The 12,533-nt window shown below is 71.7% G+C and carries 14 protein-coding genes; 12 read left to right on the top strand and 2 right to left on the bottom strand.

Annotation, left to right across the window (positions count from 1 at the left end):
* Positions 1–16 precede the first annotated feature (16 nt).
* Positions 17–811 carry a thioesterase family protein gene (locus C3E78_RS11290; protein ID WP_108578418.1) on the bottom strand — a complete coding sequence of 265 codons (795 nt, stop codon included), beginning with the start codon at positions 809–811 and terminating at the stop codon, positions 17–19.
* A gap of 54 nt (positions 812–865) precedes the next feature.
* Between C3E78_RS11290 and dapA the strand changes: the two genes are divergently transcribed.
* The 12 genes from dapA (at position 866) to C3E78_RS11230 (ending at position 11,413) form a co-directional block, all read left to right on the top strand.
* Entirely contained in the window at positions 866–1,780 is a 915-nt protein-coding gene (gene dapA, locus C3E78_RS11285) for a 4-hydroxy-tetrahydrodipicolinate synthase (RefSeq protein WP_108578416.1), read from the top strand.
* A gap of 5 nt (positions 1,781–1,785) precedes the next feature.
* Positions 1,786–3,465, top strand: coding sequence for a ribonuclease J (locus C3E78_RS11280; protein ID WP_108578414.1), 1,680 nt, complete (start codon positions 1,786–1,788; stop codon positions 3,463–3,465).
* Positions 3,466–3,472: 7 nt separating this feature from the next.
* A complete protein-coding gene (gene mobA, locus C3E78_RS11275) occupies positions 3,473–4,072 on the top strand; it encodes a molybdenum cofactor guanylyltransferase (protein WP_108578407.1) in 600 nt (199 codons plus the stop codon).
* On the top strand, positions 4,072–4,323 hold the full coding sequence (locus C3E78_RS11270; RefSeq protein WP_108578405.1) for a DUF6457 domain-containing protein: 252 nt from the start codon (positions 4,072–4,074) through the stop codon (positions 4,321–4,323). The genes mobA and C3E78_RS11270 overlap by 1 nt, the downstream gene beginning before the upstream one ends.
* Entirely contained in the window at positions 4,320–5,507 is a 1,188-nt protein-coding gene (locus C3E78_RS11265; protein WP_159085880.1) for a molybdopterin molybdotransferase MoeA, read from the top strand. Before C3E78_RS11270 ends, C3E78_RS11265 begins: the two co-directional genes overlap by 4 nt.
* Positions 5,508–5,862: 355 nt before the next feature.
* A complete protein-coding gene (locus C3E78_RS11260; RefSeq protein WP_108578401.1) occupies positions 5,863–6,588 on the top strand; it encodes a sirohydrochlorin chelatase in 726 nt (241 codons plus the stop codon).
* Positions 6,589–6,802: 214 nt separating this feature from the next.
* On the top strand, positions 6,803–9,292 hold the full coding sequence (locus C3E78_RS11255) for an FtsK/SpoIIIE family DNA translocase (RefSeq protein ID WP_199906805.1): 2,490 nt from the start codon (positions 6,803–6,805) through the stop codon (positions 9,290–9,292).
* 2 nt (positions 9,293–9,294) lie between these two features.
* Entirely contained in the window at positions 9,295–9,732 is a 438-nt protein-coding gene (locus C3E78_RS11250) for a hypothetical protein (RefSeq protein ID WP_108578399.1), read from the top strand.
* A gap of 31 nt (positions 9,733–9,763) precedes the next feature.
* Positions 9,764–10,372, top strand: a complete 609-nt coding sequence (locus C3E78_RS11245; RefSeq protein WP_108578397.1) for a CDP-alcohol phosphatidyltransferase family protein — start codon at positions 9,764–9,766, stop codon at positions 10,370–10,372.
* Positions 10,369–10,857 (top strand): CinA family protein, encoded by a 489-nt coding sequence (locus C3E78_RS11240; protein ID WP_108578395.1) that lies wholly within the window; start codon positions 10,369–10,371, stop codon positions 10,855–10,857. Before C3E78_RS11245 ends, C3E78_RS11240 begins: the two co-directional genes overlap by 4 nt.
* Positions 10,858–10,890: 33 nt before the next feature.
* The gene (locus C3E78_RS11235) at positions 10,891–11,193 is read left to right on the top strand and encodes a helix-turn-helix domain-containing protein (protein WP_108578393.1); all 303 of its coding nucleotides are present in this window, start codon (positions 10,891–10,893) and stop codon (positions 11,191–11,193) included.
* Positions 11,194–11,218: 25 nt separating this feature from the next.
* Positions 11,219–11,413: a DUF3046 domain-containing protein gene (locus C3E78_RS11230; RefSeq protein ID WP_108578391.1), complete on the top strand. Its 195-nt coding sequence runs from the start codon at positions 11,219–11,221 to the stop codon at positions 11,411–11,413.
* Here the strand turns inward: C3E78_RS11230 and C3E78_RS11225 are convergent.
* Positions 11,410–12,486 (bottom strand): ABC transporter ATP-binding protein, encoded by a 1,077-nt coding sequence (locus C3E78_RS11225; protein ID WP_108578389.1) that lies wholly within the window; start codon positions 12,484–12,486, stop codon positions 11,410–11,412. The genes C3E78_RS11230 and C3E78_RS11225 overlap by 4 nt on opposite strands.
* Positions 12,487–12,533 lie beyond the last annotated feature (47 nt).

Below are 12,533 nucleotides of genomic sequence, written 5' to 3'. Positions count from 1 at the left end.
GGTCGACCGCCCGGTCTCAGAGCAGGATGCCGAGCTGGCGGCTCTGCGCCACGAGGTTGCCGTCCTCGTCCCACAGCTCGCAGTCCTCCTCGTGGAAGCCGTTGACCACGTGGCGGGTCGTCAGCCGGGTCGCGACCCAGCCCGGGCAGGGCCGCCGGTGCAGGTGCACCGTGAGCTGGACCGTCATCGAGTTGAACCCCTCACCGAGCTCGACGACGGGCGGGACGAACGAGTCGCAGAGGAGCGCGAGCGCGGGGAAGTCGATCTCCCGGCCGTCGCGGAGCCGCTGCCACGCCGTCATCGTCGGGTCCCCGCTGGGCTTCCCGACGAAGAACCCGGGCACCTGGTCGATCCGGTAGTCGACGCGGTCGAAGAGCCCTCCGCCCGGTGCCCCGTGCTCGCGCGGGTCGATGCACCCGGCCGGCGGTCGCAGCGCCGGTGGGCTGCCCAGCTCCCGGGTCTCGCCGCCCGCGCGGTCACCGAAGCTCGCGGTCATCTCCGCGACGTGCCGCTCGCCCTCCCACAGCGACGCGGTGCCGGTCTGCACGCGTCGTCCCATCCGCAGGGAACGGGTCCGCAGCTCCGCCGCCCCGGTCTCCGGGGACGCGAGATAGCTGATCGACGCGACCAGGGGGTCACCGCCGCCGAGCTCCTCGCCGAGACCCCGCAGCATCGTGGCCAGGATGTAGCCGCCGTTGGGCTTGCCGAGCGGCGTGTTCCACCGATCGGTCAGCGTCAGGTCGCGGATCCCGTCGCCTCGTGGCACCGAGGCGGTGTCGATGTCGTAGACGTCCTCGTTGCTCTCGTTCACGCAGCCATCCTGCCGGTCGTCGGCGGCGGGCCGGCAAGCGGTAGCCTCGGAGGCATGACGTCGCCGCTCGCCACCGAGGCTGCGCCCTTCGGGCGTGTGCTGACCGCCATGGTCACGCCGTTCACCCGCGAGGGTGAGCTCGATCTCGACGCGGCCCAGAAGGTCGCGTCGTACCTCGTCGACCACGGCAACGACGGGCTCGTCATCAGCGGCACCACCGGTGAGTCGCCCACGACGACCGTCGCGGAGGACGGCCGCCTGCTGACTGCCGTGCTCGAGGCCGTCGGCGACCGCGCGACGGTCGTGGCGGGGGTCGGCACCAACGACACGCGCCACTCGGTCGAGCTGGCGCAGCAGGCCAAGAAGGCCGGTGCGCACGGCACGCTCGTCGTGACCCCGTACTACAGCAAGCCGCCGCAGTCCGGCCTCCTGTCGCACTTCACCCAGGTCGCCCGCGCCGGTGACGACCTGCCCGTGATGCTCTACGACATCCCCGGTCGCAGCGGCGTCAAGATCGCGGACGAGACCTACCTCGCGATGGCCGACGACCCGCAGATCATCGCGATGAAGGACGCCGTCGGCGACCTCAACCGCGGCTCCTGGCTCATGAACGAGACCGGGCTCAAGATCTACTCCGGCGACGACCCGCTCAACCTGCCGTGGCTCGCGATGGGCGCCAGCGGCATCGTCAGCGTCGTCGCCCACGCCGCGTCGCGTCAGTACGCCGACATGGTCGCTGCCGTCGACGCCGGCGACCTGCCCACCGCCCGCGCGATCAACCACCACCTGCTTCCCGCCGTCTCGGCGATGATGAATCACACGCAAGGCGCGATCACGGCGAAGGCTGCCCTGCAGCTCCTCGGCGTGCTCGAGCACCGCACGATGCGTGATCCGCTCCCCGAAGCCACTGAGGACGAGGTCGCGATCGTTCGCGACGGCCTCATGGCATCGGGCCTTCTCGAAAGCTAGGCCACATGAGCCACATGCACCTGGAGCTCGGCGCTCCGCCCGCACTGCCCGAAGGCGCCCTGCGCGTCATCCCCCTCGGCGGACTCGGAGAGATCGGTCGCAACATGACCGTCTTCGAGTACGACGGCAAGCTGCTGATCGTCGACTGCGGCGTCCTCTTCCCCGAGGAGCACCAGCCCGGCGTCGACCTGATCCTGCCCGACTTCGGACCCATCCGGGACCGCCTGAAGGACGTCGTCGGCATCGTCCTGACGCACGGGCACGAGGACCACATCGGCGGCGTCCCGTACCTGCTGCGCGAGCGGGGCAACATCCCCGTCATCGGCTCCAAGCTGACCCTCGCCTTCCTGGACCCCAAGCTCAAGGAGCACCGGCTCAAGGACGCCCCGAAGCACGTCGTCTCCGAGGGCGACGTCGAGTCGTTCGGCCCCTTCGAGCTCGAGTTCGTCGCGGTCAACCACTCGATCCCCGACGCCCTGGCCGTCGCGATCAAGACGCCGGCCGGCGTCGCGCTGCACACCGGCGACTTCAAGATGGACCAGCTGCCGCTCGACGGCCGCATCACCGACCTACGCGCGTTCGCCCGGCTCGGCGAGGAGGGGGTCGACCTCTTCCTGACCGACTCCACCAACGCCGAGGTCCCCGGCTTCACGACGTCCGAGCGCAACATCACGCCCGCGATCGACGCGGTCTTCGCGTCGAGCCAGAAGCGCATCATCGTCGCGTCGTTCGCCTCGCACATCCACCGCGTCCAGCAGGTCATCGACGCCGCGGTCAAGCACGACCGCAAGGTCGCGTACGTCGGACGCTCGATGGTGCGCAACATGCAGATCGCCCGCGAGCTGGGCTACCTCCACGTGCCGGACGGCGTCGTCGTGGACAAGATCGACGCCGCACCGCCGCACAAGATGGTCCTCATGTCGACCGGCTCGCAGGGCGAGCCGATGGCGGCGCTGTCGCGCATGGCCAACAACAGCCACCAGCAGGTCAGCCTCGAGCCGGGCGACACCGTGCTCATGGCGTCGTCGCTGATCCCGGGCAACGAGAACGCGATCTACCGCGTGATCGACGGGCTGACCAAGCTCGGCGCCAACGTCGTCCACAAGGGCAACGCGCTGGTGCACGTCTCGGGCCACGCATCGGCCGGCGAGCTGCTCTACTGCTACAACATCGTCCAGCCGAGCAACGTCCTGCCGGTGCACGGCGAGATCCGTCACCTGCACGCGAACGCCAAGCTCGCGTCGGCGACCGGCGTGCCCAACGTGCTGCTGGCCGAGGACGGCTACGTCATCGACCTCGTCGACGGGCACGCGTCCATCACGGGCGCCGTCGAGTGCGGCTACGTGTACGTCGACGGCTCGTCCGTGGGCAGCCTGACCGACTCCGAGCTCAAGGACCGCCGGGTGCTGGGCGAGGAGGGCTTCATCTCGGTCGTCGTGGTCGTCGACTCGGCCACCGGCAAGATCGTCTCCGGCCCGGAGATCCACGCCCGCGGCATCGCGGAGGAGGACTCGGCGTTCGACGAGATCATGCCGAAGATCATCGCCGCGCTGGAGGAGTCCATCGCCGACGGCACCCGCGACTCCGGACAGCTGCAGCAGGTCATCCGTCGCGTCCTGGGCTCGTTCGTGGGACGTCGCCTGCGTCGCCGTCCGATGATCCTGCCGGTCGTCATCCAGGCCTGAGGGCTCCGTGCCCAGCCGCCCGCCCGCCGTCGCGCACGACGCGATCGTGCTGGCGGGTGGCCGGTCGAGCCGCATGCCGGGGGTCGACAAGGTCGGGCTCGTGGTCGGCGGCCGACCGCTCCTGGCCCACGCCTGCGCGGCAGTGGAGGCCGCGCGCCGGCTCGTCGTCGTCGGCCCCGAGGGCCTGGCCGGCACACCGGCCGCAGCCACGGTCGTCCGTGAGGACCCGCCGTTCGCGGGTCCGGCCGCGGCCATCGGCGCCGGGATGGCCGCGCTGCAGACCGATCCGTCGCCGTTCGTGGCCGTCCTGGCCGCCGACGTGCCGCGTGCCGCCGAGGCGGTGCCGGTGCTGCTCGCCGCCGCGGCCGGCACCGACGCCGACGGGGTCGTCGCGCGATCGTCCGACGGGCACCGGCAGCCGCTGCTGGCGGTCTACCGCTCCGCGGCCCTCCGCGACGCGCTGGACGCGCACGCCCCGTTGACCGATCGGGGCGTGGGACAGGTCACGCGGGGTATGCACCTGGTGGAGGTGGACGTGCCGGACGACGTCCTGGCCGACATCGACTCGCCGACCGACCTGGAACGCCTGACCGAGGAGGGCACGTGATGGAGGAGAAACCACTGCCGCGGTGGGCGGAGGGGCTCGCGCGCGACCTGGGCATCGAGCAGGTCCTCGGGGTCGACGAGATCCTCGACCTGGCGGCCGACGCCGCGCACGGCGTCATGCGTCCGGCAGCACCGCTCACGACGTACCTCGTCGGCGTGGCCGTCGGCCAGGCCGACGGCGACCCGGCGCGCGTCGCCGAGGTGCTCGAACGCGTCCGCGCCGCGATCGCCGGGTGGGACGAGGGGCCGTGACCCCGCTCGTCCGCGGCCACTGGCACGAGGTCCGCGCCGTGGCGCGCGGGCTGGCCAAGCCGGTCGCGAGCGAGCTGGTGGACCTCACGCACGCGGCCGGCCGGGTGCTCGCGGACGACTTGCGGTCACTCGTCGACCTGCCGTCGGCCGACGTCACTGCGATGGACGGCTGGGCCGTGGCGGGTCCCGGCCCATGGACCCTTCGCGAGCGCATCGTCAACGGGCGACCGCCGGGCGGTCCGCTGCTGCCGGGGGACGCGCGTGGCATCGGCACCGGGGCGGTGGTGCCCGAGGGGATGACCGCTCTCGTGCGCCGCGAGCACGGCACGGTTCGCGAGGGCGTCCTGCACTGGACGCCACCCGACGACGTGCGGCTGTCCCGCCGTGACGTCCGTCCGAGGGGCGAGGAGCTGCGCGCGGGCGACGTCGTGCTGTCTGCGGGCACACGACTGGACCCGGTCTCGCTCGCGGTGAGCGCCTCCTGCGGGCACGACGCCGTCGAGGTGGCCCGTGTCCCGGTGGTCGACCTGCTCGTCACGGGGGATGAGGTCGTCCCGCGCGGTGTGCCAGCCCCGGGCACGATCCGCGACTCGATCAGCCCGCTGCTGACCGGCATGACCCGGGCCGCGGGCGCCGCCCCAGGGGAGGTGACGCTCGTCGGCGACGACCTGCCCGAGCTCGTGCGCCTGCTCAGGTCGTCGACCGCGGCCGTCGTGGTCACCACCGGCGGGACGGCGGTGGGGGAGGCCGACCACCTGCGCGAGGCGCTCGGGATCGTCGGCGCCACCGTGGCGGTCGACACGATCGCGGTGCGCCCCGGCGGTCCGACGGTGCTCGCGGTGCTGCCCGACGGCCGTCTGGTCGCGTGCCTCCCGGGCAATCCGCTCGCCGCGGTCGTGGGTTTCCTCGCCGTGGTGCACCCGGCTCTCGCGGAGATGACCGGTCGCCGCGTCGGGGCGCCGCCGTCGGAGGTGCTCGGGGTCGCCCTCGAGCCGTTCGCGCGGGCCACCCGCATCCTGCCGTTCACGCGGGTCGCCGGTGCCGCCGTTCCCACCGGGTGGGACGCGTCGTCGATGCTGCGGGGCCTCTCGGCGTCCGACGGGCTGCTCGTCGCCCCCCGTGAGGGCTCGCGGGAGGGCGAGGCGCTGGAGGTGCTCGAGCCCCTGTGGCGCATGCCGGGCTGAGGCGGACCACGCCTGTACGGCCACTTGTAACCAAACCCCGCACTCGCGTTAACCGCCGCGAAACAGCCGTCGCCCAACCTGAAGGTGCTGACGGGGAGACCCTGATCCGGCGATCGAAGGGGTGGCACATGCTCGACGGTGGCACCGCAACGGCGACGGTTCCCCGCCGGCACGCTGTGCCCGCGACGCCCTCGACCGTTCACGCATCGGTCCGTCGGGTCTCGGGCGACAGCACCGTCAGGGAGGTGCGAGCTGCCGGCGGAGCCGTCGGGGACGTTCCGGCGGCAGCTCGCCACCCGTCTCGACCTACCGCGGACATCTCGGGTTCCGCGGTCGGCAGACCTGGGAGGTCCGGATGAACCGCACGCTGATCCTGTGCGCCCACGGGTCCACGGTGCCCCGTGGGCGCGCCGCGTTCTCGGGGCTGGTGAACGCCGTGCGCCGCGAGGCGCAGGACCTCGACGTGGTCGATGCGTTCGTGGACGAGCAGCTGCCGCTCGTCGGCGAGGTCGTGCTGGAGACCGCCGGCCCGCGCGCGGTGGTGCCGTTGATGCTGGCGTACGACCGGCCCGTCAGCGTCGACATCGTGCGCGCCTCGCACCGTGACCCGGCCGTCACGGTCACCGCGCCGCTCGGCCCGGACTGGGTGCTGGCGGAGATCGGCGTGCAGCGGCTCGTCGAGGCCGGGGCCCGGTCCGACGACACGATCGTCCTGGCGGCCGCCTCCGCGAGCGACGACCGGGCGGTGGCGGACGTGGGCAAGGCCGCACGCCTGCTCAGCGCCGTCTGGGGCGGACGGGTCCACGTCGGCACGCTCGGTGGGCCGGACACGCCCCTGGCCGACGCGGTCGACGTCGCGCGGGCGTACGGCCGGCGGGTGGTCGTCTCGACCTACCTCCTCACGACCGGCGCCGCCCACGAGACCATGCTCGCGGCGGGCGCCGACGTGGTGACCAGACCGTTTCTCGACGGCGGTCCGCCCGACCCGCGGCTCGTCTCGCTCGTCCTGGACCGCGCGCGCTCCCGCGGCGGCTCGAGCACGCCCGGCCGGGACCCCGGCACCCACCTGACCGCGCACTGACGCCGCGGGCGGAGCCCGGCGCGGTGCTTCCGCCACCGTATGAGCGGGGCGCGGTGCTTCCGCCACCGTATGGGCCGGGTGCGGTGCTTCCGCCACCGTATGGGCCCGAAATCGGCCCCATACGGTGGCGCATCCACCGCCCCCGCGGGAGGCGGTGGCCCGCAACACCCCTTCATTCCCGCCCAACCTTCGAGTCGTGCTTTACCCTTTGACCATGGCGACCCGAACGACTTCCCCGCCGCGCAAGCGGCCGTCCGGCAGCCAGGCCCGCAAGAAGCCCGCCGCGAACAAGCGCAAGCCACAGGCCCGCAAGCCTGCAGCGCGCAAGCCCGCGGCCAGCAGAACCGGACCTGGCCCCCTTGCTGTTGTGCTGGGCGCGGTCCTGCGCGCCTCGACCGCCCTGTGGCTCGGCCTGGCCGGCATCGTGGGCGCGGTCGCCCGCAGCATCGGGCACAGCGCCCGCGACCTGGACCCGGAGCAACGCCGCGACGGCGTCGGCTTCGCGATCCTCGGCCTCGGCATCGTGGTCGCCGGATCGGTCTGGTCCGACATGCCCGGAGCGGTCGGCAACGCGGTCCGCGACGTGACCGCCGGCGCGGTCGGCCTGCTGGCGTGGGCGGTCCCGATCGTCCTGGTCGTCATCGCCTGGCGCACGCTGCGCCACCCCGACCAGAACGGTCCCGCGGGCCGTCAGGTCATCGGCTGGGCCGCGATCTGCGGCGGCGTCCTGGGCCTGGTCCACATCGCCCACGACGTCCCGCGCCCCAGCGATCCCGACCCCGACGCGATGAGCGAGGCCGGGGGAGCGATCGGCTTCCTGTTCTCCGCGATCCCCATGGACCTGCTCAACAGCGCGTACGTGGTCTGCCCGATCCTCGTCCTGATCGTGGCGTTCGGTGTCCTGGTCGTCACCAACACGCCCGTGTACGCCGTGCCCGACCGCTTCCGCGAGCTCCGCGACACGGCTCTCGGGCGCAAGCCCGCGGCCGAGCCGGAGCCCGAGGAGGCCTCCGCCGAGCCCAAGAAGCGCCGGCACCCCAGGACGACGGTCGTCACCGACGACGAGCCGTTCGAGAACCCCCTGGTCGACGGTCCCGACGAGGACCGCCAGGTCCCGGCCCGCGTGTTCGAGCCCGAGCCCGAGCCCGAGGACGAGCCGGACCCGCACGACGCCAACGCGGAGCTGCCGCCCATGGAGCCGATCCCGGCCCGTGCCGAGCAGCTCGCCCTCTCGGGGGACGTCGTCTACTCGCTGCCCGACAGCACGATGCTGCGCGAGGGCTCCCCGCACAAGGCGCGCTCGAAGGCGTCCGACGAGGTCGTCGAGCGGCTCACCGAGGTGCTCGAGCAGTTCCAGATCGACGCGGCCGTCACCGGCTACACGCGCGGACCGACCGTGACCCGCTACGAGGTCGAGCTCGGCCCCGCCGTGAAGGTCGAGAAGGTCACCGCGCTGTCCAAGAACATCTCGTACGCCGTGGCGTCCAACGAGGTCCGCATCCTCAGCCCGATCCCGGGCAAGTCCGCGATCGGCGTCGAGATCCCCAACGTCGACAAGGAGATGGTCTCCCTCGGTGACGTCCTGCGGTCGGCCAAGGCGCGCAGTGACCACCACCCGATGGTGATCGGCCTCGGCAAGGACGTCGAGGGCGGCTACGTCGTCGCGAACCTCGCGAAGATGCCGCACCTGCTGGTCGCGGGCGCGACCGGCTCGGGCAAGTCCTCGTTCGTGAACTCGATGATCTCCTCGCTGCTCATGCGGTCGACACCCGAGGAGGTCCGCATGATCATGGTCGACCCCAAGCGGGTCGAGCTCACCGCGTACGAGGGCGTGCCGCACCTGATCACGCCGATCATCACCAACCCCAAGAAGGCCGCCGAGGCGCTGCAGTGGGTCGTGCGCGAGATGGACATGCGCTACGACGACCTGGCCAACTTCGGCTACCGCCACATCGACGACTTCAACAAGGCCGTCAAGGCCGGCAAGGTCAAGCTGCCCCCGGGCAGCGAGCGCGTGCTCGCGCCGTACCCGTACCTCCTGGTCGTGGTGGACGAGCTCGCCGACCTGATGATGGTGGCACCGCGCGACGTGGAGGACTCGATCGTCCGCATCACGCAGCTCGCCCGTGCCGCCGGCATCCACCTGGTCCTGGCGACGCAGCGGCCCTCGGTCGACGTCGTGACCGGTCTGATCAAGGCCAACGTGCCGAGCCGCCTGGCGTTCGCGACCTCGTCGCTCGCCGACAGCCGCGTGATCCTCGACCAGCCGGGAGCCGAGAAGCTCGTGGGCCAGGGCGACGGGCTGTTCCTCCCGATGGGGCAGAACAAGGCGATGCGCATGCAGGGCGCCTGGATCACCGAGGCCGAGATCCAGACGATCGTCGAGCACTGCAAGACGCAGCTGCAGCCGACGTACCGCGAGGACGTCACGGCGGTCGCCGCGGCCAAGCGCGAGATCGACGACGACATCGGCGACGACCTCGACCTGGTGCTGCAGGCGATCGAGCTGTGCGTCACCACCCAGTTCGGCTCGACGTCGATGCTGCAGCGCAAGCTGCGGGTGGGCTTCGCCAAGGCTGGTCGTCTGATGGACATCCTCGAGAGCCGTGGCATCGTCGGGCCGAGCGAGGGCTCCAAGGCACGTGACGTGCTGGTCAAGCCCGACGAGCTCGACCAGGTCCTCGCCACGATCCAGGCCGGGTAGTCATGGACGACGCGTTCGAGGTGCGCCGGCGCACGGGGATGTTCACCCTGCTCGCCGTCCTCTGCCTCGCCCTGGCCGCCGGTTTCGGCTGGCTCGCCTACGACCGCGAGGAGTACGTCCTCGCGGTCCCCGCGATCCTGCTGGCCGGGGTCGGGCTCAGCCACCTGCGCGGCGTCGGCGACTGGCGCACGCCGTTGTTCGTCGCGGACGACCACGGCATCCGGCTGCGCGCCGAGCAGGGCTGGGTCGGGCTGCTGTGGAGCGAGCTCGGGGAGATCCGGGTGGAGCGCCGCGAGGGACTGATCCACGACCCCAGGATCAAGGTCGTCAGCTCCGACGGCCAGCGGTTCTACACCTCGCCGCTCGGGTTTGCGACGAACGTCTCGCCCGGTGAGGCGGAGGTTCAGTTGGCGCAGCGCCGACCGGCTGCCGCATACTGAGGAGTCGTTCCGCCCCCACCGAGAGGGACCCATGAACACGGCCACCCCGCCGAGCAACCTCAACATCGCGAACGTCCTCACGGTCGTACGGATCGTGGGCGTGCCCTTCTTCGGCTGGCTCCTCCTCGCCGACGACGGTCAGTCGATCGGCCTGCGGGTCGCCGCGTGGGTCGCGTTCGCCCTGCTGATGATCACCGACCGCATCGACGGCGACCTCGCCCGGCGGTACGACCTGGTCACAGACTTCGGCAAGCTGGCCGACCCGATCGCCGACAAGGCGCTGACCGGCATGGCCTTCGTCGGCCTGGCGATCATCTATGACAACTGGCTGTTCTGGACCGTCACGATCGTGGTCCTGGTGCGCGAGTGGGGCATCACCGCGATGCGCTTCGTGGTGAAGAAGTACGGCGTCATGCCCGCTGGTCAGGGCGGCAAGATCAAGACCGCCCTGCAGGCGTTCGCGCTCGGCGGGTACATCCTGCCGTTCGAGCTGTGGGACAACGTCCCCTGCGACATCCTGCGGTGGATCACCCACCTGCTCATGGCCGGCGCGGTCGCGATCACGCTGTCCACCGGCGTCCAGTACGTGCGCGACGCGATCGCGCTGCGCCGCGCGGCGAAGGCGTCGGCGAAGGCGTGAGCGTCGCGGCCGAGGCGATCGATGGCCTGCGGGCCGCGGGAGCCACGGTGGCCACCGCCGAGTCGCTGACCGGCGGCCTGGTGTGCGCGACGCTCGTGACCGTCCCCGGCGCCTCCGCCGTCGTCCGCGGGGGAGTCGTGGCGTACGCGGCTGACCTGAAGACCGAGCTGCTCGGCGTCGATGCCGACCTGATCGACCGCGTCGGCACCGTCGACGCAGGCGTCGCCTCGAGCATGGCGCAGGGCGTCCGCGAACGGCTCGGTGCGACGTACGGGCTGTCCACCACCGGCGTCGCCGGACCGGGCCCGAACGAGGGCAAGCCCGCCGGGACCGTGCACGTGGCCGTGGCCGGGCCGCGCGGCGTCGAGACAGCCCTGCTGGAGCTGCACGGCGACCGCGAATCGATCCGCACGGGGACGGTCGATGCGCTGTTGTCGTTGCTGGTCGCTAGGCTGGGGGAAGAATCCCGGTCCGATCGGGGTTGAGACTTTCATGACAGCAATTGACGGAGGTGCCCGATGACCGCGATGCGTCAGCTCGTCGGTGAGGTGCTCCGCGCTCGCCGCATGGCCCAGGGCCTCACGCTGCGTGACGTCTCGGGCAAGGCCCGGGTCAGCCTGGGCTACATCTCCGAGGTCGAGCGGGGCCAGAAGGAAGCCAGCTCCGAGCTGCTCGCGGCCCTGGCCGCCGCCCTCGACGTGCCGCTGTCCAAGGTCCTGATGGACGTCAGCGCGATGCTCGAGATCGAGGAGGCGTCGGTCGACCAGATCGCCAGCATCTCGTCGATCTCGCCCGGCGACGTCTCGGTATCGGCCGCCTGAGCTTGCCTGACACCGAGCACGACCGATGAGGCACAGCGAGTTCTGGGACCGCATGGACCGGCACCTGGGCGCAGGCTACTCCCGCGTCTGGGCCGAGAGCCACGTCATGAGCATCCTTGGTGGGCGCACCGTGACCGAGGCCCTCGAGGCGGGGGAGGACCCCAAGACGGTCTGGCGGGCCGTCCACGCGACCCGCAACCTGCCCGCCTCCGAGCGCTAGCTGATCCGGCGTCCCGTCGCGGTCTCGAACACGTGGATCGATGTGTCGTCCACCGGTGCGACGTTGACCGTCTCGCCCTTGGCCGGCGGGTTGCGCCAGTCGACGCGGGCCACGATGGTCTGCTGGCTGCCGCCGACGTCGGTGCGTCCGTAGACGTACGCGTCCGCGCCGAGCTCCTCGACCACGTCGACCTCCAGCTTGAGCCCGGCGTCACCGATCGCGAGGTTCTCGGGGCGTACGCCGAGGGTCACGGTCGGTGCGTTGGCGTCCGCGAGGGTGTCCCGGGCGACCCGCACGACCCGGTCGCCGAACTGGACGCCGCCGTCCAGGACCGGTAGCTCCATCAGGTTCATGCCGGGGGAGCCCAGGAAGCCGGCGACGAACAGGTTCGCGGGCCGGTCGTACATCTCGCGGGGCGCGGCGCACTGCTGCAGGACCCCGTCCTTGAGCACCGCCACGCGGTCGCCCATCGTCATGGCCTCGACCTGGTCGTGGGTGACGTAGACGGTGGTCGCGTTGAGCCGGCGCTGCAGCTGCGCGATCTGGGTCCGGGTCTGGACGCGCAACTTCGCGTCCAGGTTGGACAACGGCTCGTCCATGAGGAAGACCCGCGGCTGGCGCACGATCGCGCGTCCCATCGCGACCCGCTGGCGCTGACCGCCGGACAGGGCCTTGGGCTTGCGCTGGAGGAACGGCTCGATGTCGAGCAGGACGGCCGCCTCCCTGACCCGGGCCGCGATCTCGCTCTTGGGCGTGCCGGCGATCTTGAGGGCGAAGCCCATGTTCTCCGCGACGCTCATGTGCGGGTAGAGGGCGTAGTTCTGGAACACCATCGCGATGTCGCGCGCCTTCGGCGGCAGGGCGGTGACGTCCTCGTCGCCGATGAGGATGCGGCCGTCGTCGACCTCCTCGAGCCCGGCAAGCATCCGCAGGGACGTGGACTTGCCGCAGCCGGACGGGCCGACCAGGACGAGGAACTCACCGTCCTGGATCTCCAGCTCGAGCTGGTCGACGGCGGGGACCTCCTGCCCGGGGTAGATCCGGGTGGCGCGGTCGAACGTGACGGTTGACATGGGTGAGCGTCCCTTCACCGGCAGGTACGTGCCGGACGATCCAGGTG

The organism is Aeromicrobium chenweiae, assembly GCF_003065605.1.
In the GTDB taxonomy this organism is placed as follows: Bacteria; Actinomycetota; Actinomycetes; order Propionibacteriales; family Nocardioidaceae; genus Aeromicrobium; species Aeromicrobium chenweiae.
This window is presented reverse-complemented; position numbering and strand designations above follow the sequence as displayed.